Annotated in this window: 21 protein-coding genes; 15 read left to right on the top strand and 6 right to left on the bottom strand. The window is 61.2% G+C overall.

Annotated features, from left to right (window positions below; genetic code table 11):
- Positions 1–36: 36 nt before the first annotated feature.
- The gene (locus ACSEXS_RS04590; protein WP_438431997.1) at positions 37–1788 is read right to left on the bottom strand and encodes an alpha-glycosidase; all 1752 of its coding nucleotides are present in this window, start codon (positions 1786–1788) and stop codon (positions 37–39) included.
- 150 nt (positions 1789–1938) lie between these two features.
- On the bottom strand, positions 1939–2115 hold the full coding sequence (locus tag ACSEXS_RS04595; protein ID WP_438431998.1) for a hypothetical protein: 177 nt from the start codon (positions 2113–2115) through the stop codon (positions 1939–1941).
- Between the two features lie 168 nt (positions 2116–2283).
- Between ACSEXS_RS04595 and ACSEXS_RS04600 the strand changes: the two genes are divergently transcribed.
- The 5 genes from ACSEXS_RS04600 to ACSEXS_RS04620 all read left to right on the top strand — a co-directional run bounded on the left by ACSEXS_RS04600 (position 2284) and on the right by ACSEXS_RS04620 (position 4428).
- A complete protein-coding gene (locus tag ACSEXS_RS04600) occupies positions 2284–2478 on the top strand; it encodes a hypothetical protein (protein WP_438431999.1) in 195 nt (64 codons plus the stop codon).
- A gap of 83 nt (positions 2479–2561) precedes the next feature.
- Entirely contained in the window at positions 2562–2783 is a 222-nt protein-coding gene (locus ACSEXS_RS04605) for a hypothetical protein (protein ID WP_438432000.1), read from the top strand.
- Between the two features lie 156 nt (positions 2784–2939).
- Positions 2940–3149, top strand: a complete 210-nt coding sequence (locus tag ACSEXS_RS04610) for a CsbD family protein (protein ID WP_438432001.1) — start codon at positions 2940–2942, stop codon at positions 3147–3149.
- A gap of 169 nt (positions 3150–3318) precedes the next feature.
- Positions 3319–3984 (top strand): tetratricopeptide repeat protein, encoded by a 666-nt coding sequence (locus ACSEXS_RS04615; protein ID WP_438432002.1) that lies wholly within the window; start codon positions 3319–3321, stop codon positions 3982–3984.
- A 102-nt stretch (positions 3985–4086) separates the two neighbouring features.
- Entirely contained in the window at positions 4087–4428 is a 342-nt protein-coding gene (locus ACSEXS_RS04620) for a YtxH domain-containing protein (protein ID WP_438432003.1), read from the top strand.
- A gap of 130 nt (positions 4429–4558) precedes the next feature.
- Here the strand turns inward: ACSEXS_RS04620 and ACSEXS_RS04625 are convergent, their stop codons facing one another.
- On the bottom strand, positions 4559–5587 hold the full coding sequence (locus tag ACSEXS_RS04625; protein ID WP_438432004.1) for a Gfo/Idh/MocA family protein: 1029 nt from the start codon (positions 5585–5587) through the stop codon (positions 4559–4561).
- Between the two features lie 158 nt (positions 5588–5745).
- Between ACSEXS_RS04625 and ACSEXS_RS04630 the strand changes: the two genes are divergently transcribed.
- The 3 genes from ACSEXS_RS04630 to ACSEXS_RS04640 all read left to right on the top strand — a co-directional run bounded on the left by ACSEXS_RS04630 (position 5746) and on the right by ACSEXS_RS04640 (position 9115).
- On the top strand, positions 5746–6819 hold the full coding sequence (locus ACSEXS_RS04630; RefSeq protein WP_438432005.1) for a polysaccharide deacetylase family protein: 1074 nt from the start codon (positions 5746–5748) through the stop codon (positions 6817–6819).
- Positions 6820–6929: 110 nt separating this feature from the next.
- Positions 6930–7742 carry a glutamate racemase gene (racE, locus tag ACSEXS_RS04635; RefSeq protein WP_438432006.1) on the top strand — a complete coding sequence of 271 codons (813 nt, stop codon included), beginning with the start codon at positions 6930–6932 and terminating at the stop codon, positions 7740–7742.
- Positions 7739–9115, top strand: coding sequence for a M14 family metallopeptidase (locus ACSEXS_RS04640; RefSeq protein WP_438432007.1), 1377 nt, complete (start codon positions 7739–7741; stop codon positions 9113–9115). Before racE ends, ACSEXS_RS04640 begins: the two co-directional genes overlap by 4 nt.
- Before the next feature lie 30 nt (positions 9116–9145).
- Here the strand turns inward: ACSEXS_RS04640 and ACSEXS_RS04645 are convergent, their stop codons facing one another.
- Positions 9146–10273 (bottom strand): AI-2E family transporter, encoded by a 1128-nt coding sequence (locus ACSEXS_RS04645; RefSeq protein WP_438432008.1) that lies wholly within the window; start codon positions 10271–10273, stop codon positions 9146–9148.
- Positions 10274–10401: 128 nt separating this feature from the next.
- Between ACSEXS_RS04645 and nfsA the strand changes: the two genes are divergently transcribed.
- The 5 genes from nfsA to ACSEXS_RS04670 all read left to right on the top strand — a co-directional run bounded on the left by nfsA (position 10402) and on the right by ACSEXS_RS04670 (position 14137).
- Entirely contained in the window at positions 10402–11187 is a 786-nt protein-coding gene (nfsA, locus tag ACSEXS_RS04650) for an oxygen-insensitive NADPH nitroreductase (protein ID WP_438432009.1), read from the top strand.
- A gap of 190 nt (positions 11188–11377) precedes the next feature.
- Positions 11378–11680, top strand: a complete 303-nt coding sequence (locus tag ACSEXS_RS04655; protein ID WP_438432010.1) for a HesB/IscA family protein — start codon at positions 11378–11380, stop codon at positions 11678–11680.
- Positions 11680–11907: a DUF1450 domain-containing protein gene (locus ACSEXS_RS04660; protein WP_438432011.1), complete on the top strand. Its 228-nt coding sequence runs from the start codon at positions 11680–11682 to the stop codon at positions 11905–11907. Before ACSEXS_RS04655 ends, ACSEXS_RS04660 begins: the two co-directional genes overlap by 1 nt.
- Positions 11908–12013: 106 nt before the next feature.
- Positions 12014–12862, top strand: coding sequence for a hypothetical protein (locus ACSEXS_RS04665; RefSeq protein WP_438432012.1), 849 nt, complete (start codon positions 12014–12016; stop codon positions 12860–12862).
- A gap of 18 nt (positions 12863–12880) precedes the next feature.
- On the top strand, positions 12881–14137 hold the full coding sequence (locus tag ACSEXS_RS04670) for an MDR family MFS transporter (RefSeq protein WP_438432013.1): 1257 nt from the start codon (positions 12881–12883) through the stop codon (positions 14135–14137).
- 134 nt (positions 14138–14271) lie between these two features.
- Here the strand turns inward: ACSEXS_RS04670 and ACSEXS_RS04675 are convergent, their stop codons facing one another.
- Positions 14272–15426 carry a THUMP domain-containing class I SAM-dependent RNA methyltransferase gene (locus tag ACSEXS_RS04675; protein WP_438432014.1) on the bottom strand — a complete coding sequence of 385 codons (1155 nt, stop codon included), beginning with the start codon at positions 15424–15426 and terminating at the stop codon, positions 14272–14274.
- Between the two features lie 176 nt (positions 15427–15602).
- Between ACSEXS_RS04675 and ACSEXS_RS04680 the strand changes: the two genes are divergently transcribed.
- Positions 15603–16241 carry an O-methyltransferase gene (locus ACSEXS_RS04680; RefSeq protein ID WP_438432015.1) on the top strand — a complete coding sequence of 213 codons (639 nt, stop codon included), beginning with the start codon at positions 15603–15605 and terminating at the stop codon, positions 16239–16241.
- A 137-nt stretch (positions 16242–16378) separates the two neighbouring features.
- Here the strand turns inward: ACSEXS_RS04680 and ACSEXS_RS04685 are convergent, their stop codons facing one another.
- Positions 16379–17593 (bottom strand): MFS transporter, encoded by a 1215-nt coding sequence (locus ACSEXS_RS04685; RefSeq protein ID WP_438432016.1) that lies wholly within the window; start codon positions 17591–17593, stop codon positions 16379–16381.
- A gap of 205 nt (positions 17594–17798) precedes the next feature.
- On the opposite strand from ACSEXS_RS04685, the gene ACSEXS_RS04690 reads away from it, so the two are divergent.
- A complete protein-coding gene (locus ACSEXS_RS04690; protein ID WP_438432017.1) occupies positions 17799–19205 on the top strand; it encodes a CapA family protein in 1407 nt (468 codons plus the stop codon).
- The last annotated feature ends 23 nt before the right edge of the window (positions 19206–19228 follow it).

The following is a 19228-nucleotide window of genomic DNA, read 5'->3' on the forward strand; positions in this document are numbered from 1 at the left end:
CTTTTGTATGCTGATCGAGTCCGTCGGAAGACTCGGTTAGCGGAGAACGAGAATGGAATACCCGTAGGCAGGCAGCTCCAGGGAATGGGCCGCATCCTTCGAAGCTATGGTTGCGACCGGTTCGGCGAGCTGCCAGTCGAGCCAGGTACCTTCGGCCAATGGCAGAGCTACGGTCGCGGTCTCGTCGGAAACGTTGACCGCCACGACGATTCGCTCCCCGGACAGCTCGCGTTCAAAGGCGACGGTCCGGCTCCCCGCTTCCTGCAGCAGGAAGCGAAGCTTGCCGGAACGCAGGGCAGGGTGTTCCTTGCGGAAGCGGATGATGTTCTGATAGAAGCCGAAGAGATCGAGATCCTGATCGGCCTTCTCCCACACCATGCAGCGCCGGCTATCGGGATCGTCCCCTCCGCTCATGCCGACTTCGTCCCCGTAATAAACGCAAGGAACGCCGGGGTAGGTGAACTGAAGAACGACGGCAGCCTTCATTAAATCCTTGTTTTCCTTGCAGCGGTACAGCAGGCGGGCCGTATCGTGGCTGTCGAGGATATTGAAGGCCGCCTCGGTGACAGGCTGCGAATACAGACCGATCTGATGGCCGAGCTCGGCGGCAAACCCGGCGGCGTCCAGCTTGCCCTTGGCGGCAAAGTTGATGACCGCATCGGTAAACGGATAATTCATGACGGCATCGTACTGATCGCCCTGCAGCCAAGGCAAGGCGTCGTGCCATACCTCTCCGAGAATATAAGCCTCGGGGTTGGCCTGCTTGACGACGCTGCGGAAGTCCCGCCAGAATGAGTGATCCACCTCGTCCGCAACATCGAGCCGCCATCCGTCGATCCCGATGTCTTCGACCCAATAGCGGGCAACCTCAAGCAGGTACTTCCTCACCTCGGGATTCTCGGTGTTCATCTTCGGCATGATCGGCTCGAACGCGAACGTATCGTAGGTCGGAAAGCCTTCCTTGACGGTGAGCGGCCATTCCCGAACATGGAACCAACCCGCATAAGCGGATTTCTCGCCCTTCTCGAGCACATCCCGGAAGGGCTTAAAGCTGTTGCCGCAGTGGTTGAAGACGGCATCCAGAACCACGCGGATTCCGTTCTGGTGGAAGGCGGACACAAGCTCCTTCATGAGCTCGTTGTTGCCGAAATGCGGGTCGATCTTCATATAATCGGTCGTGTCGTACTTGTGGTTCGTGGTTGCTTCAAAGACCGGGGTGAAATAGACCGCATTGACGCCGAGTTCCTTCAGATGGTCGATGTGGTCGAGGACCCCTTGCAGATCGCCTCCGAAAAAGTTGGTGGGCGTCGGCTTGCCGCCCCATTCTTCGACTTCGGTCGGATCATTGAGCACATTTCCGTTGGCGAACCGTTCGGGGAAGATTTGATAGAAGACGGCGTCTTTCACCCAAGCGGGAGCCGCAAAGATTTCTCCTGCGTGAAGAAACGGATATTCGAAAAGCCCCCAGGAGTCGGGAGGCATTTCCTCGAAAAAGCCCTTCTCGGTGAACCAAAGCGTCTGGCCTGCCGATTCCAGCTTGAAGCCGTAGCGAAGGCGGCGCAGCGAGAGGTGAACCGAGATTTCCCAATAATCAAACAGGGCATCCGAGATCAGGCGCTCCATCGGCTCCACCTTGCTGCTTTTCTCCCATATGTACTTGTCTCCGTGCAGCAGACTGACTTGCTCCATATCGCCTTTCTTGGTTTGAATCCGGATTTGCAGGGTGTGAGTGTCCACAGCATAAGCCCAATTCATTTTCGGGCGATGGTAGACAGCTTCCAGTAACATAGGGTCCACTCCTTCTTCGTAATAAGGGATTTTGATAAGAAAAAAGGTACTTCCTCAGCATCGCATGCGAGGTTGTACCCTTCCCGGTATCATTGCCTTTAAATTAGTTCCATTGTACCAAAATGGCCCGGTTGGAGCAAGAGGAGGCCATCAATCGTCCAACCCCGCCCGACAGGCGGATTCCGAAGGCAACTCATGGGTTTCCGGAGAGTAGGCGACAAGCCGAACCTCTTCTCCCAGTGAAGCGGTCATGCGAGCTTCGAGCCGGCCCAATTCGTTAAGCCATTCCGAATGCTCGTTCAGATCGGTATACCGATAAGGCTGCATGGATTCATCCTCCCGTTCCGAATCGAATATGTTCCCTTTTACCAGCTTCTCCCGTTTGGGCTTCGCTTAAACTCCCTTTACGGTCCCCAATCAAGCTTAGCTGTATGGCTCCGGGCAAGCGGGAGACACTAACCGGGTTCCGATTTCAACCCGAAGGGAGAATGCAGCATGAGTGAGATTAACCGGACGATGCCTCTCTTTAAGCATGACCGCCTCCGCTATTTGCAGGAGATGGCCGAGTGGCATCAAGCGCTGGCGATCGAACCCGGGGAAGAAGGCCTCTATCACTCGCAGCGGGCGCAAAGCTACCGGGACATGCTGGGGCAGTCCGGCTCCGCCGAGGAACCGAATATGTATTTTTGAGCCGGGCGCAAGGCTCGTTTCAACCCTCCGAATTGAGGTGAAAAAGGACCATACAGTCCATTTCTCAATCGGGGGGGAGCGCCATGTTGGAAGATGAGCTGCTCGAGAAATACGGAGAGTTTTACTGCAGCCGGTACGTAGCCAAAAACCAACCGTGGATCTTGCAGATTCCATTTGGAGAATGGGTGGAACGGCAGTTGGCCGAGCGCAGAGCGAGGCTGGCTTCCCCCGAACGGCTGGATCCCCAATGGGAAGCCTTGGTCCTGTATCCGGAAGAGGACTATTCCCTGCCGGAGACCGCATGAAGGCGGTCATAGGCCATACATAGACAGAGACGTTTTGCCGGGTGGCTCCCCTTCGGGGGAGCTTTTTTTCGTTTCGCCGCAACGGCAAAGGGGTAAGAAGGAAGGGGCAGCAATCCACAATTTCAATACCAATTGAACAATAAGGAGAGGATCCTCGTGGACGAAAACGTATTGAAAGGGAAATGGAAACAAATAAAGGGTGAGGCCAAGAAGCAGTGGGGCAAGCTCACCGACGACGACCTCGATGTCATTGCCGGCGAAAAGGATAAACTCATCGGCAAAATCCAGGAGCGGCACGGCCATACCAAGGATGAAGCCGAGCGGCAGTATCACGACTGGAAGTCGAACTGGAAGGATACGGTCTAAGGCCGGCGGCAGCTCTGCTGCCCGGTTCGGCTTCATTCGATAAAGACGAGCGATAAAGACGAGCGATAAAGACGAGGAACGGGACATCTCCGCGGTTTGGAGATTCCCGTTTTTTGCCGTTTCCTCTATGGTATACTGATAGCAAACGAAACGTTGGTGGAGGAAACCCGTGAGTAAATTTATCCTGTTTGGCCTTCTGGCCTGGCTGACCGGCAGCCCGCTGATGGCCCTCGTCGTGCTGGTGGTTGTGTATTATGTAATCGACCGGCGGTTTATCGGACTTTTTCCCAGTATAACGGCCCCCTTCAAGCGGTCGGCCCGCTTGCGCGAGCTGAAGCGTCACCTGCGCACCCATATCCACGACACGGCGGCCAAGCTGGAAACGGCCCGGCTGTTGATTCAAAAGAAGCGCTATGCGGAAGCGGAACAGTATCTCAGGCAAGCGCTGCCGATCATGGAGGACTCGGCGGAGGTTTGGTACGAGCTGGGCCTCTGCCGCCTGAAGCAGGGGGATCTTACGGAAGGCGAGGACCGGATCAGACAGGCGCTTGCGCTCAATCCCCGAGTCGCTTACGGCGAGCCGTATCTGCGGCTTGCCGAAGCGGTGGCCGGCAACGAGCCGGAGAAGGCGGCGGCCTGTCTTCGGGAATTCCGCGAGCTGAACAGCTCTTCCTGCGAGGCGTATTACCGGCTCGGCCAAATCTACACCCGCCTGGGCAAGCAGGCGGAAGCCAAAGAAGCTTACCGGGAGACGGTCGACGTCTACCGGTCGCTGCCCAAATACAAGCGGCGCTCCGAGCGGCGCTTCGCTCTCCTGGCGGCTCTGCGCCGGTAGAGGCGGGACGTCGAAAAAGTTGTGTCAAAATCCTTCCGGGCCGCTATACTGTATTATCCGATAGGCATTCGTCCAGGAAGCCAAACGAAGGGGAGAGGGATTATGGCCAAAGCGAAAGGATTTTTGATCGGCGCGGTGGTGGGAAGCACGCTCGGAGCGCTGAGCGCGCTGCTGTTTGCGCCGAAGCCGGGCAAGGAGCTGCGGGCGGACATCGCCGATCAGGCGAAGGCGGTCAGCGAGAAGACGCAGGAGCTGGCGAAGTCCGTCGGCGAGCATACGACGGAATGGGCGGGGAAGGTGAAGGATGCGGGCAGCTTCGTGCTCGAAGAGCTTCGCAGCCTGAAACCGGGCAAGCGTGACGCTTCCCGTGAGGAGGAGCTGGCCATTGTTTCGTCCTACCGGGACGACGAAGACATTTTCCTCGACGAAGGCGAATCCATCTAAATCCCCGAGCCGTTTGCCCGAGTTCGCGATACATGAAAAAAAAGACGCTTTAGCTTCCACGCTGCGTGCGTGGCGGCTAAAGCGTCTCTTCGTTCCGGTCGGAGGGGTCGAACGAGCGGGCGGTCTTCCTTTAGAGCAGAACCGGCTCGCGGGTTCGACCGGCGCGATAGATCGCTTCGATCATCCGCGAGGTTTTCAGCGCTTCCCTCCCGTCGATAACCGGCGCCTCTCCGCGGCTGACGGAGCGGTAGAAGTCCTGGATCTGCTTAAAATGGCTGACTCCCCAGTAGCTCTTGGCTCCGCCGCCGTAATCCATGGCGTCCTGCGGAAGGCGGTCGCGGCTGATCACGGTTCCGTCTTGATAGGTGACGACGGCTTGGTCGGCGGTGAGCTTGGCTGTGCCCTTCTCGCCGTGCAGTTCGATCTCGACCGGGGCGTCGTGACTGTAGGCGGTCGTCACGTAGAACAGGGCGTTCACCCCATTGTCGAAGGCGATTAAGCCTTCGGCGGTGTCCTCCACCTCGATGCCGGGATGGCGGCGGTTGGCGAGCTGCGCCTCCACGCGCGAGACCTCGGCGTCCATGAACCAGCGCATGAGATCGAGCGTGTGAATGGACTGGTTGATGAGCACGCCGCCGCCTTCCTTGCTCCAGGTTCCGCGCCAGCCGCTCTCGGCATAATACTCGTCCGACCGGCTCCACAGAACCGAGCAGCGCGCGCCCCGGATGGCGCCGAGGCTTCCATCGTCGAGCGCTTCCCGGATCAGCCGGGCGCCGGGGTTGTAGCGGTTTTGAAAGATGACGCCGAGCTGAACGCCGTGGCGCCGGCAGGCCTCGATCATCGCTTCGCCGTCGGCGGAGGCGATGCACATCGGTTTTTCGGTCAGCACATGGATGCCGCAGCCCGCCGCCAGAATGGCTTGCGGGGGATGAAGATAGTGCGGGGTGCAGAGGTGAAGCACATCCAGCCGCTCCCGTTCCAGCATCTCTTCCAGGCGGTCATAACCGGCGCAGCCGTAAAGCTGGGAAGCGCTTTCGAGTTTGTTCGCGTCCGGGTCGCAAACGGCAACCAAGCGGGCGGCGCCCGATGCGGCAACCGAGGCGGCGTGCATGGGAAAAATCGCACCGCAGCCGACGATTCCCGCTCTCAAGAGGCTCATGTTCAGGAACTCCTTTATTCACGAGATGAATGCCTATGCCGATTGTACCCCTCCACCCGCCAAAAATCTATCCCTTGCGGAAAACAGGGAAGAGGGGGGATGGTGTCGAATGAAGGAGTAAACGAAAAAAAGAAAAGTCAGGACAGGAGGTCTTCTTGATGAACGCCAATCGCTTGCGCATCCTGTCGGCCCTTGCTCTCACCGGCCTGCTTGCAGGCTGTACCGTTCAGACGGCGTGGGACGCATCGCCGGCTTCCTCTTCCGCTGCGTCGTCGGCGGCTCCTTCGCCGGCCGCCTCTGCCGCGGCCGCCGCTCCAACGAAGCCGCCGCTTGCCGCTTCGAAGCCGCCCGTCTCCGCCAAGCCGCCGGAGCCGTCCCGCAAGCCCGCCGCGAGCCCTTCCGCTGTTGCGACGCCCTCGGCTGCAACGGCAACGACCCCTGCGGCCACGGCGGCGGCAACGCCTTCGCCGACATCGGCGCATTCGGCTGCGCCGACCGCCCAGAAGACCGCGGCTCCATCCGCTTCGGCTAAGCCGTCTTCCTCGGAGGAGAAGAAGACTCTGTCCTGGTACTACATGAAGAAGGGGCCGGGCAAGGTTCCCGGCTTCCCCGCCGAAACGGCCAAGTATGGCCCGGACCGCAGAGCGGTCTATGTCGGAACCGGGCGCAAGGTTTACCTTACCTTCGATACCGGCGGCCCGATGGGAGACACCGCCAAGCTGCTGAAGGCGCTCCGGGATAACGGCGTGAAGGCGAATTTTTTCCTGGCGGGCTACAACCTGAAGAAGTACCCCGACTTCGTCAAACAACTGGTAGCGGACGGCGATCTGGTCGCCAACCACACCATGACGCATACGGATATGACGACGCAGACCGATGCGGAGGTCGAGAAGGAAGTCCGAGATTACGAGTTGCTGTTCGAGAAGACTACCGGCCAGCCGATGACGAGGATTTTCCGGTTCCCTTACGGCAAGTATAACCTGCATCTGTTGGAAAAGCTGACCTCCATGGGCTACACCTCCGTCTTCTGGTCGACGGCCATGCGGGATTGGGAGCCGCGCAAGAACGGCGCCGACGATGCGTACCGCGACGTGATGAACGGCCTTCACGACGGCAACATCATCCTCATGCACCAGGGCTCCGAGGATAACATCAACGCCCTCGACCGGATCATCAAGGGCATTAAGGCGAAGGGCTACGAGTTCGCGCTGTTGACGGATTTCCTGTCTTAAGCTAAGCGGTTATCCGGTGTTTGGCTGCATCCCGTACGTTTCTGTCCCCGCCGACATATCCTGTAAGGTGAGCGACTATCATCCGAGAATAAAGGAAGGCGACAGCCGGCGTGAACCAAGCCATTGCCATTATGGATTCAGGAGTTGGCGGACTGACGGTCGTCCGGGAGGTGCTGCGGCAGCTTCCCCAAGAGCAAATCGTTTATTTCGGAGACACCGCCCGCGCTCCATACGGACCGAGGCCGCCGGAGGAGGTTGTTCGCTTCACCCGGGAGATTGCCGAATACCTGACCCGCTACAAGCCGAAAATGCTCGTGCTCGCCTGCAACACGGCGACGGCCGTAGCGCTCGACGATATTCGTTCCCGTGTGGAGATTCCGGTCGTGGGCGTCATCAAGCCCGGCGCGCGGGCGGCGGTCAAAGCGAGCCGAACGGGACGGATCGGCGTGATCGGCACCGAGGGCACCGTGAAGAGCGGGGCCTACGAGGAAGCGCTGCGCGAGATTTCCGCCCAGCTGGAGATTGTCAGCCTGGCTTGCCCGGACCTGGTTCCGCTCGTGGAAGCGGGGGAATATGAATCTCCCCTAGCCTGGGAAATCGTACGCCGCTCCCTCGCTCCGCTGCAGGATCAGAAACTGGACAGCCTGATTCTCGGCTGTACCCATTATCCGTTCCTCGCCGCCCCCATCGCCGAAGCGATGGGCCCTTCCACCCAGTTGATCAACTCCGCCGAAGAGACAGTCCGGGAAATCAGCGCCATTCTCTCCTATCAGGAAGACTTGGCGAAGCGAGAGGACGGAACGCCTCTGCACCGCTTCTTCTGCAGCGGAGACTCGGCGATCTTTCGGCGAATCACCTCTTCCTGGCTGAATCAGCAGGTAGAGGCCAGCACGATCGTGTGGCAGGTCCCCACGGTCGGATGACCAAACGAACAAGCGACAGCCCGTTCGGCCGCATTGGCCGGGCGGGCTGTTTGGCTTTGCCTGCGGGCGGCTTTTCGGGCAGGAAGGCGCATATAGTAGTGGAAGCGGCGGGGCGTAAAGCCCTCGCGGCGAAGGGAGGGAATGGCTTGGCCTACGAATATACCGTCGTGAGCGGCGATACCTTGTACCGGATCGCACGGAAGACGGGAGTGACGCTCCGTGAACTGACCGCTGCGAATCCGCAAATCGAGGGCGGGGTGCTCTATCCGGGACAGGTGCTGACGATCCCGGACGGCGTCCCCCGCCATTATGTCGTTCAGCGGGGCGATACGTTCTATGAGATTGCCCGAAGATTCAATATTGCCCTGGACGATCTGGTACGGGCGAATCCGACCGTAGACCCGGCGCGCATGGCCGTCGGCACGCGGCTTGTCCTGCCGCCGAGCCGGGGCATGAGCGTGGTCGGGCCGGCATTTCCGTACGGTTACGCCGAGCTGACCGAGGACCTGGACCTGCTGAAGCTCCGTTACCCGTTCCTGGAAACGGGGGCGATCGGTGAGAGCGTGTTGGGCAAGCCCCTTCCTGTGGTTCGGATCGGGGAGGGACCGGTTGAGGTCCATGTGAACGCGGCCATCCATGCCAACGAATGGATCACCGCCGCCGTCATCATGAAGATTCTGGAGGACCTCAGCTCCGCCTACAGCGGGGGGACGGCACTCCAAGGAAGAAACGTGCGGGAGCTGTTGTCGCGGACGTCCCTGTGGATCGTGCCGATGCTCAACCCGGACGGCGTGGAGCTGGTCCAGGAGGGACTCGCCGCGGCGCATCCATATTACCGGCAGCTCCTGGAATGGAACGGCGGTTCCTATGATTTTTCCGGCTGGAAGGCGAACATCCGCGGCGTCGATCTGAACGACCAGTTCCCGGCCGGCTGGGAGATCGAGCGGGAGCGCCGGGCGGTGAGCGGTCCCGGGCCGCGCGACTGGCCGGGCAACGCTCCGCTCAGCGAGCCGGAATCGCGGAGCCTCGCGGAGTTTACCCAAGCGATGGATTTCCGGCTCGTGGTCGCTCTTCACACCCAAGGCCAAGAGATCTATTATACCTATCGGGGACTGGAGCCTCCCGTATCCGCCGAGATCGCGGCCAACTTCGCCCGGGTAAGCGGCTATACGCCGGTAGCCGACATCGAGAGCGACGCCGGCTACAAGGATTGGTTTATTCAGGAGTACCGGCTGCCGGGGTTTACCATCGAGTCGGGCAAAGGAACCAATCCGCTGCCGACCGATCAGTTTGCGGGCATCCGGCGCGAGGTGACGGGCATCGTCCTGGAGGCGCTGGCCGCAGCACCGAATGTAGAAGCCGCCGGCGAATAGCCGGCGGCTTCTGTTGGAATGCGGAGAGCCTCAAGCCTGCGGTCCCGAACCGCCCCGGGCCCAGGGAGGCGTATCGAACTCTTCCTCCGGCAGGCGAATCCAGCGCTGCAGGTACCCCTGCTCGAGCAAGGCTTTGAGGGTAATGATCAGGATCGGCGAGAGAATCAGTCCGGCCACTCCGAACAGGGAGAGCGAGACGATCATGAACGCCAGCATGGTGAAAGCCGAGACGCCGAGGGTATCCCCGGTGATTTTCGGCTCGAGAATCTGCCGGACCAGGAGAACGACGGCGAGCAGGGCGGTCAGCCAGATGGCAAGCGTCGTCTGCCCGACGATGAACAGATAGACGATCCAAGGCACGAACACGGTGGAGACGCCGAGCAGCGGCAGCAGATCGAACACGGCCGACAGCACCGAGATGGCGAAGGCGTTATCGACGCGAAGCAGCAACAGGGCCACGAAGATGACAACGAACGTGACGCTGATGAGCTTCATCTGCGCCTTCAGATAGCCGACAATCCCGGCGAGCACATTCACGCGCAGAAAGGTAAAGGCGGTTTTGAAGGTTCGCGGAGTCTTTTCGCCGGCGAGCCTTTTCCAGGTGTCAATTTCAATGCTGAGGAAGTACGCCAGGATGATTGCGATGAGGAAGTTGACCAGGAACGAAGAGAACGAGGTCAGCCAGCTGATCAGCGCTCCGAAGAAGGTGGCGGACCAGCCGGACAGCCATTTGAGGGCGGTGCCGCTGTACTCCTGCAAGCGGTTCAGGATATCCGGCGGGACTACGCCTTCGAGCTGCTTTTGCCAAGTCCCGGACTGGTCCTGCACGAGCGATTGGATCTGGCCGGTATACAGGACGATTTTGTCGGACAGGTTGCTGAACTGGATGGTGATGACCGCGCCGAGCCCGAAGAGGATTCCGGCAATCACCAGAATGAACAGCAGCGTCGACAAGGCGGAGGCCAGCGATTTCTTCATCCCGAGCCGGTGCAGCCTCTTGGCCAGAGGTTCGATGATGGCGAAGATGACCAGCGACAGGAAGATCGGTGTTGCGATCCGGTACAGATAGCTGAAGAGCAGCATGAACAGGTAGACGGTCAGGACGATCAGCGCGATATCGAAGACCGTCTTGTAATACTTCCGGTAAAAGGACATCATGAAAACCGAATCACCTCGAAATGACAGAATTTAGCCCCATTGTAACGTATTCGGGGAGGCCGTGTCACCGGACTTTTCGCTCGCCGCGGTCGAGTCGTCTATAATAGGGAAACAGAAGGAGGATGTTCATGGATACGAAACCGATGAATACGAAACCGACAGCTGAGGAAAAGAATGAAACGCTGCGCTTGCTGATGAACCATCGCTCGATCCGCCGCTATCTCCCGGATCGGGTAGCCGAGGAAGAGCTGGAAGCGATCGTGCGCGCGGGGCAGATGGCCTCCACCTCGAGCGGAGTGCAGGCGTTCAGCGTCATCGCGGTCGAGAACCCGGACACGAAGCGGACGCTGGCCGAGCTGTGCGGCAACCAGGCCTATATCGAGGAATGCCCGCTCTTCCTCGTCTGGTGCGCCGACATGCACCGGCTGGAGGCAGCCGGGCAATTCGCCGGCGGCGAATCTGTGCGCGCCGCCCGCAACACGGAGCAGTTCCTCATCGCCACGGTCGATGCGGCCCTGGCCGCCCAGAATGCCGCCGTAGCGGCGGAATCGCTCGGTCTCGGCATCGTCTACATCGGAGGCGTACGCAACCGCATCGCCGAGGTCGGCGAGCTGCTCGGCTTGCCCGAGCTGGTGTATCCCGTCTTCGGCATGTGCGTCGGCCGTCCGGCCCAGGACCCGCTGACCCGTCCGCGCCTGCCGCTCGGCGCCGTGCTGCACCGGGAGCGCTATGACGATTCGCGGTACGATGAGAAGATCGCCGAATACGATGCCGTCTACCGCCGCTACATGGAGGAGCGTTCGCAGGGGCAGTCGGCCGCATCCTGGTCGGAGGCGATGGCGACGAAGATTCCGGTGCCTTCGCGCACCCATCTGCTCGCTTATCTGGAGAGCCAGGGCTTCCGCTTTGAGTGAGAGTCGCGGCGTTAGCGGGGGATCGCTCCGAATCCAAGTTCCGGGAGACTGCAAAAGCCCTTGCGCCAAGCAGGCAGCCCGCGAACCAGCGGACCCGGTTTTATCCCGAATGCCTTGCTTCGGGACAAGCTTTCTTTTACAATAGAGACACCTTCACGCCTATTTTGCTTTTGCCAAGGAGAGAGAACGCATGAATGCCAAAATTACCCGCAACGCGGCTAAAGTGATCCAGAAAGAGCTGGACAAGGAAGAAAACAAGGAACTGAAGCTCCGCGTCATGGTTACCCATAAGCACGGCGATCACGCCCACTACGCCATGGATCTGGACCTGCCGGGCGAGCACGACGACGTCGTGGAGACGGACAAGGGCATAGCGCTGATTCTTGACCGCCGCGAGCCTCTGCTCGACGGAGTCAAAGTCGATTATCTGTTCTTTCCGCAGGAGGGCTTCGTCGTGACCAATCCCTCGAAGGGGAATCACGGGGATCACTGATGGGCAAAAAGAATGAGCTTCACGTTTGCCCCAAGTGCAAGCATATCAAGGCCAAGAAGCTGGCCAAAGAGCTCGCCGAGCTCGATCCGAACGCCAAGGTGAAGATCGGGTGCATGTCCTACTGCGAGCCCTGCAAGCGGTCGGCGCTCATCTGCGTGAACGGCCGGTATCTGACGGCTTCCACGCAAGAGGAATTGCTGGAGAAAGCAAAATCATTTCTCAAGTGAACCGGAGGGCGCCTAATCAGGCGCTCTTCTCGCATACAGGCTTAAGCTTGACGGTCTTTCACGCTTACGGAACGGATTCGATTCCTTCGCGGCTTGGAGGTTCTGCATGAGCAAGCTTGATTATCCGGTTTGGAGTTATGTCATCGTGGCGGCGGCGGTTCTGCTTCCTCCGGGGGTTAAGGCCGTCGACTGGGCGGTCTGGATCGTCCGCGCCGGACTCGCCGCCGGCTTTACCCTGCTGGCGCTGCATCGCTCGCTCACCGGTACACCCGCTTCGGCCGAGAAAAGGCAGGTGCGCCGCGGCGCGCTGCTCGGCTTCGCGGCTACGGTGCTCGCGGCGTTCCTCCTGGCGAAGTGGACGGGACCGCTCCGGTCGGGCGCCTTCATCGGCTGGCTTCCGGTCGCCTCCGCCTGCCTGTTGCTGACCGGCGGACTCCGGCTGCACGCGAGCGACGTCACGGCCGCTTGGCGGCAAAAGATCAGGCTTGCGGCGAGCAACCAAATCGAGGCGGCCGGCTTGCGCCGCGGGGAGTGGCCGATGTTCGGGATGCTGGCCGCCGGCATCCTCATGCGGGACGGCATGGAGTCGCTCCTCTACCTGCCCGCGCTTCTCGCTTGCGGAGGAGCGGGCTTGCTCGCCGGCTTGCTGGCCGGCGGGGGAGCGGTCGGACTCGCGGTCTGGGGCTTGCCCCGGCTGCCGGTGGAGCGGCCGCTCAGGCGGCTCTGCTGCCTGCTGCCGGCGCTTACGCTGTTCCTCGCCTCCCGCCTCGTCGGCGACGGCATTGCGCTGTTGCAGGGAGAAGGACTGATGGATGCCGCGCCGGTCAGCTTCTGGCTGTTTCCGACCACCTGGGAATGGTTAGGCGCCCAAGCGCTGCTGCTGGGAGCTGCGGCCGCCGCCGCCCTCCGGTTTCGCAAGCACAGCAACGATTTCATCCGCCAGATCAATTTATAGATGCAAGGGAGCTGCTCCGTGAAGATCCAGACGATCGCCGCAGGCGTCCGGACGAGCCCGGCCCGGGCCCGGGCTTATCTGCAAGATTTCCATCCCGTCGTACATACGCTGGTCCTGGGAACCGTGCTCGCCCGCGCGGCCTCCAGCATGAGCATTCCTTTCCTGGCCATCTATCTCTCCCGCTACAGCCAGGCCGGCATCGTCGGAACCAGCCTGATCGTCGGCGCCTCCTCGCTGGCGGGAACCGTCGGCGGCTTTATCGGCGGGACGATCTCCGACCGGATCGGCCGCAAGACGGTCATGCTCGCCGCCCTGTTTTGCTGGAGCCTGGTCTTCGTCGGCTTCGGCCTGGCCCGCTCGCCGCTCGCCTTCGTCCTGCTCAATCTGCTGAACGGCCTGTGCCGCTCGTTCTACGAGCCGGTGTCACAGGCGCTGATGGCGGACCTGACGCCCAAGGAGAAGCGCTTCAAGGTCTTCTCCATGCGGTATTTCGCCATCAACGTCGGCGTGGCCGTCGGCCCGCTCGCGGGCGCTTATTTCAGCACCCGGAACGCCTCGATGGCGTTTATGCTTACCGGACTCATTTATTTCATCTACGCGGTCGCTCTTCAAATCCTGCTCACCCGGTTCGGTATCCGCCGGATCGAGGGGGAGGAGCGGAAGGACGCCACCTTCAAACGGGCGCTCGGGGTCATCCGGCGCGACCGGAAGTTCCGCTATATCCTGGCCGGGGCGACCGTCGGTTCAATCAGCTACTCGCAGATGAACGTGACGCTGTCGCAGTACCTGGACCACAGCTTCTCGAACGGCGTCGGGCTGTTCGGAACGCTCATCAGCCTGAATGCCGTGACCGTCATCCTGTTCCAGCTGCCGCTCACCTCCCTCGGAGGCAAGCGCTCGCCGATCACCTCGATCGTCTGGGGCAATCTGCTGTTCTCGCTCGGGAATATCGGCTATGCCTTCTCGCATCACGAAGCGGCCTTCCTGGCATCCATGTTTATCTTCACCCTGGGGGAAATCCTCTGCTTCCCGGCCGGCAACCTGCTGATCGACGGCATCGCCCCCGAAGGAATGCGGGGCACCTACTTCGGCGCCCAGACGCTGCAGAACGTCGGCCAATTTCTCGGGCCGCTGCTGGGCGGAGTTCTGCTGACCCAAGCGAACGGCACGGTGCTGTTCTCCGTCATGGCCGTCATGACCTGCATTGGCACCTGGTTCTACCTGCGCGGAGATCGGCTGAAGCCGCATCCGCATCCGCTACGGGCGGCGGATTAATCGGATAGGCAAGAAGAGGACCAAGAGAGTGTTGTCTCTTGGTCCTCTTTGTACGTCGTCAGTGGGCGGGCCCGCCTGAATCGGCAACGCGTCCTCCCGGAAGAGTCAACGGGAGACGCAACCGTTCGGCGGAGTCAGGGGGTGTCCTTCCTCGGCCCGTACAGCGGTCCCTTGCCGAAAAACTGATAATAAGCGCATTCGATGCGGCCGTTGTACAGCTTGCGCTTCTTGTTGGCGGGCCGCCCCAGGTAATGCTCCAGCTGCTTGCTCGGGCTCAGCACGAAGACGGACCAGGACGCATGCGGCAGCAGCATCGCCCCCAGATCGCGCAGGGCGGCGGCGGCTTCGTCCTTGTCGCCGAGCCGTTCTCCATACGGCGGGTTGGTAATCAGCACGCCGTTCTCTCCTTCGAGCCGTACCTTGGAGACGGGCATGGCGGTGAACTTCAGCTCGCGGGCCAGTCCCGCGCTCTTCGCGGCCGCTTCGGCGACCTCGATCGCCTTCGGATCGATGTCCGAACCGGCGATCTGGAGAGGGAAGTCGTCCTTGACGGCGTCGAAGGCTTCCTCCCGCGCCTGCTCCCACAGCTCCTCGGGCACGAGCGGCCAGCTCTCGGCGGCAAAGTGCCGCCTCAGCCCCGGGGCGATGTTCCAGCCGATCATCGCCGCCTCCACGGGCAGCGTCCCCGAACCGCAGAACGGATCGTAGAAAGGGCGGTCGGGACGCCAGCGGCTGAGCTGGATGAGCGCAGCGGCCATCGTCTCCTTGAGCGGGGCTTCGGTGATGAGCTTGCGGTAGCCGCGCTTGTGCAGACCCGCTCCGCTGGTATCCAGCGTGAGCAGCGCCAGGTCGTTCATCAGCGCCACCTCGATGACGTACCGGCCGCCGTTTTCCGGAAACCAGTCGCGTTTGTAGCGCTGCTTCATCTTTTCCACGATCGCCTTCTTGACGATGCCCTGACAGGCGGGTACGCTGGACAGCTGCGATTTGTGGGAGCGGCCTTCGACCGGGAATTCGCCCGATTCGGGAATCCAGTCCGGCCAGGGGAGCGCTTTGGTCCCTTCGAACAGCTCGTCGAAGGTCAGAGCTTTGAATTCGCCCATCTTGACCAGCACGCGGTCGGCGGTGCGCAGCCACAGGTTGGCGCGGCAGATGGCCAGCTCGTCGCCCCGGAAGGTGACGCGGCCGTTCTCGACCTGCATGTCCTCATAGCCCAGCTCCTTGACTTCCCTCGCCACAACGGCTTCCAGCCCCATCGGGCAGGTGGCGATCAATTGAATGCTTGCCATAGTACAACTCCGTTTCGTTCTTGTCTTGGGTGCAGCGGCTTGTCCGGATTGTACGCCCTGCCGGAAAGCTCTACAATAGATTAAGTATAGGGAAACGGCCGCCGCTTGACAAATGCCGATTCGTTCGGCTTCTGTCCGGTCGAGCGGCGGCCAATGGGAAAGGATGACGCTTCATCATGGATCAACAGCAGGAAATCCGCTACGCCGAGGGGCTGTACCCGCCGGATGAGGAGTTGGGTAGGGTTCTCGGCTCCATTCGCTCGCTGGGAATGCCGGAAATCTCCGTCTCGCCCGGCTATGGGCGGCTGCTCACGCTGCTCGTGCGAATGACGGGAGCCCGCGATGCGCTGGAAGTCGGCGCGCTCGGCGGCTACAGCGGCATCTGCCTCGCACGCGGACTCGGAGAGGAGGGGCGGCTTCTGTCGCTGGAGCTGCGGGAGGATTACGCGGCCCTGGCGCGGGCCAACCTCGCGGAAGCGGGCTTTGCCGACCGGGCGGAGGTGCGGGTCGGCGATGCGCTGGCGAGCCTGGACGCGCTTGTCGACCAGGGCAGGCGGTTCGATTTCTTCTTCATCGACGCCGACAAGATGGCGGCGCCGGATTACCTCGACCGTTCGCTTCGCCTGGCCCGGCCGGGCGCGGTCATCGTCGGCGACAACGCCTTCTATCACGGCAAGGCCTACAACCCGGAGAACAACGGACCGGGCGCGATCGGCATCCGCCGGTTCAACGAGCGGATGGCTTCCGATCCCCGGCTGGAAAGCACCCTGATTCCGGCTTACGACGGCATGACCATCGCCCGCGTCAAGGCGTAAGCGGACAAGCCGCTTCATCCGTCCAACCAAGAAACGCTTCTTCCGCCGCGGATTCCTCCGGCTCGGAAGAAGCGTTTTTCGGTTGGGTACCGGTGGAAAAGCCAAAAGCAACCTTACTTCGGCGCCACGCGTCTTCTTCAGGAAAGCCCCTTCCCGTGGGCCGGCCGGCGGTTCAGCGACCGGCGCACCCATAGTGCATTCAGCAGAAGCAGAGAAGCGGAGACGAGGAACACGCCCTGGATTCCGAACAAGGGGGAGAGTAGCCCGCCCGTGATCGGACCGAGCACATTGCCCAGCGCGAGCGTGCTGGTGTTGAGGCTGTAAGAACGGCTCTCCATGCCGTCGGGCGTGAATTTGCGGATGAGCGAATAGACGGACGGCAGCAGCCCGCCCATGAACAGGCCTTGCAGAAAGCGCATGATGAACAGCTGCCAGACCTCGGTGACGAACCCCTGAGGGAGGAACGACAGAGCGACGCCGATGAGACAGATGTTCAGCACCCGCTCCGAGCCGAACCGGTCCCCGAGCTTGCCGAGAACGGGGGAGACCAGCATGTTCGAGATGCCGTTGGCCGAGCTGACCAAGCCGGCGAGAAAGGCCAGGTTGGCCGCCTGCGAGCCGTGAAGCTGCTGGACGAACAGCGGCAGGAGCTGGGAGGGACCGAGCAGGGCGAATTGGAACAGGAAGGTGACGGCAAACAGAGCGGGCAGTTCGCGGACATGCGCCAGCTCGCGGAAGCTCGTCATCAGCGACACCTTGGGAGCGGCGAGCGCCGCCTTGCGGTCGAAATCCTCCCGAACGAGGAAGGTGACGAGCAGCGAAGCGATCATTAGCATCAAGGCCGTGAGGAAAAAGATTTTGCGGTAGCCGATCGAATCGGCCAAGAGGCCGCCGATGAGCGGGCCGAAGATGCCTCCGGCGACGCCTCCGGATTGGAGCGTGCCCATGGCGAAACCGACCTTTTCCTTCGGGGTGGTGGCCGACAGCAGCGTTACCGAAGCTGGGTTGAAGCCGGAGATCGTTCCGTTCAGAAGCCGGAGCAGGAGCAGGACCCAGGCGCTTTGCGCAAAGCCCATCAGCGCCATGACGACGGCCATGCCGTAGCCGGAGCGCATGAGCATCATCTTGCGTCCGTACCGGTCGGCCACGCCTCCCCAGATCGGCTGGAAGATAAACGAAGTCACAAAGCTCGACGAAAAAATAAGGCTGGACCAGATGGCCACCTGGTGAGTATCGGTCATCCCCATTTCCTGCAAATAGAGCGGCAGAAACGGGGTTATCATCGTGGTTCCGGCCATGACAAAAAACTGGCCGATCCAAAGGATCACCAGGTTGATTTTCCAACGTTCCATATCGGATTGGCGCTCCTTTTAGACGAGAAATTCTTGCTGCGGTTTGCCACACGCTCTTTTCTTCCCGGGGACAGCGGTATGGCGTTAACGTTATTACTTTACCCCAAACGACCCCCGTTTGCCACAAAAGGGACCAACATCCGCGAATCTTCTGGTATAATAAACGAGTCTTTTTCCCAAAAAAACGATGGAGGAGAACCCTTCCATGAACTCGAACCGCACGAGCCGCGCCGCGGCCAACCGCAAGAAACGCCGTCGCCGTCAAGCCGGACAGTGGCTGCTTGCCGCCGCCGCTCTCCTGATCGTATGGGGAGGGTACGGCTTGTGGAATCAGGCTCATTCGGGCCAGAAGCCGGACGCCGCCTCCCCTTCGGCGGAGATTTCCGCTTCCCCGCTCCCGTCGGCTTCACAGCCGCAAGCTTCCGCTCCGGAGCTTGCTTCCCCTTCGCCGACCGAACCGTCCGCATCGGCGAGCTCTTCCTCGTCGCCCGCCTCGTCGCCTGCGCCGACGGCTGAACCGTCCGCTGGAACGACGGCTCCGTCGGAAGCTTCGACGGCGAAGCCCGGCACCGTACCGGGTTCCGCCGCTTCCCCGGGAACGGGCGGCGGCCAAACGCCGCCCGCCGCCGTACCCTACGAGCCGGGCGTCTTCACCGACCCGACGCGGGTTCGGATGAGCTTTGTCGGAGATGTTCTGCTCGGCAGCACCGTAGAGGGCCTTCTGACGCGCAACGGGTATGATTACCCGTACGAGAAGGTGCTGCCGTATCTTCAGCGGCCGGACCTGACCATCGCCGACCTGGAGACGCCGGTGACGAGCGGCGGCGGCTCCAAGCAGACGAAGGAATACGTCTACTACAGCTTGCCCGAGACGCTCCCCGCCTTCAAGCAGGCGGGCTTCGATCTGGTCAACCTGGCCAACAACCATGTGATGGATTACGGGTCGGAGGGGCTTCTGGAGACGTTCCGCCATCTGGACGATAACGGCATTCCTTATATCGGAGCAGGCAAGGATGACAAGGAAGCGTTCGAGCCGGTCATTCTTGAGAAGAAGGGCATGAAGATCGCCTTCCTCGGCTTCAGCCGGGTCGTTCCCGACCATTCGTGGAAGGCCGCCCCGAATCATGCCGGAGTGGCCGATACCTACAATTACACCGTTCCGGCGGAAGCGATCAAGAAAGCGAAGAAGCGGGCCGATCTCGTCGTCGTCTATGCCCATTGGGGGATTGAGCGGCAGGACACCCCCGAAGCATACCAGCGCGATCTGGCCCACCGCTTCGTCGACGCCGGCGCCGACCTGGTCGTCGCCAGCCATCCCCATGTGCTGCAAGGGATGGAAGCCTATAAAGGCAAGTGGATCGCGTACAGTCTCGGCAACTTCATTTTTACCACCAACAGCGTCGTCAAAACCTGGGACAGCATGATTCTGGAAGCCAGCTGCACCAAAACCGGCGACTGCGCAGTGAACGCCGTCCCGGTGCTGACGAAGGCGGCGCAGCCGGCCGTCATGCTGCCGGAGCAAGCGCTGGCCCTCTATCGGCGGCTGAACGAGGTGTCGTTCGGCGCCCGGATTCTTGACAACGGCAACATCGTTCCGACCGGAGCCCGGTAAGAACGGGATAAGGAGGCGGGTAG

The sequence above is a fragment of the Gorillibacterium terrae genome (assembly GCF_051594785.1).
GTDB lineage: Bacteria > Bacillota > Bacilli > Paenibacillales > NBRC-103111 > Gorillibacterium.

What these genes read in the sequence shown, in the direction of transcription:
- ACSEXS_RS04625 (WP_438432004.1), bottom strand. Translation starts at nt 5,587, where the DNA reads ATGAGCCTCTTGAGAGCGGGAATCGTCGGCTGCGGTGCGATTTTTCCC.
- ACSEXS_RS04595 (WP_438431998.1), bottom strand. Translation starts at nt 2,115, where the DNA reads ATGCAGCCTTATCGGTATACCGATCTGAACGAGCATTCGGAATGGCTT.
- ACSEXS_RS04680 (WP_438432015.1), top strand. Translation starts at nt 15,603, where the DNA reads ATGGATCAACAGCAGGAAATCCGCTACGCCGAGGGGCTGTACCCGCCG.
- nfsA (WP_438432009.1), top strand. Translation starts at nt 10,402, where the DNA reads ATGGATACGAAACCGATGAATACGAAACCGACAGCTGAGGAAAAGAAT.
- ACSEXS_RS04660 (WP_438432011.1), top strand. Translation starts at nt 11,680, where the DNA reads ATGGGCAAAAAGAATGAGCTTCACGTTTGCCCCAAGTGCAAGCATATC.
- ACSEXS_RS04605 (WP_438432000.1), top strand. Translation starts at nt 2,562, where the DNA reads ATGTTGGAAGATGAGCTGCTCGAGAAATACGGAGAGTTTTACTGCAGC.
- ACSEXS_RS04690 (WP_438432017.1), top strand. Translation starts at nt 17,799, where the DNA reads ATGAACTCGAACCGCACGAGCCGCGCCGCGGCCAACCGCAAGAAACGC.
- ACSEXS_RS04655 (WP_438432010.1), top strand. Translation starts at nt 11,378, where the DNA reads ATGAATGCCAAAATTACCCGCAACGCGGCTAAAGTGATCCAGAAAGAG.
- ACSEXS_RS04665 (WP_438432012.1), top strand. Translation starts at nt 12,014, where the DNA reads ATGAGCAAGCTTGATTATCCGGTTTGGAGTTATGTCATCGTGGCGGCG.
- ACSEXS_RS04685 (WP_438432016.1), bottom strand. Translation starts at nt 17,593, where the DNA reads ATGGAACGTTGGAAAATCAACCTGGTGATCCTTTGGATCGGCCAGTTT.
- ACSEXS_RS04590 (WP_438431997.1), bottom strand. Translation starts at nt 1,788, where the DNA reads ATGTTACTGGAAGCTGTCTACCATCGCCCGAAAATGAATTGGGCTTAT.
- ACSEXS_RS04675 (WP_438432014.1), bottom strand. Translation starts at nt 15,426, where the DNA reads ATGGCAAGCATTCAATTGATCGCCACCTGCCCGATGGGGCTGGAAGCC.
- ACSEXS_RS04600 (WP_438431999.1), top strand. Translation starts at nt 2,284, where the DNA reads ATGAGTGAGATTAACCGGACGATGCCTCTCTTTAAGCATGACCGCCTC.
- ACSEXS_RS04640 (WP_438432007.1), top strand. Translation starts at nt 7,739, where the DNA reads ATGACCAAACGAACAAGCGACAGCCCGTTCGGCCGCATTGGCCGGGCG.
- ACSEXS_RS04645 (WP_438432008.1), bottom strand. Translation starts at nt 10,273, where the DNA reads ATGATGTCCTTTTACCGGAAGTATTACAAGACGGTCTTCGATATCGCG.
- ACSEXS_RS04620 (WP_438432003.1), top strand. Translation starts at nt 4,087, where the DNA reads ATGGCCAAAGCGAAAGGATTTTTGATCGGCGCGGTGGTGGGAAGCACG.
- ACSEXS_RS04630 (WP_438432005.1), top strand. Translation starts at nt 5,746, where the DNA reads ATGAACGCCAATCGCTTGCGCATCCTGTCGGCCCTTGCTCTCACCGGC.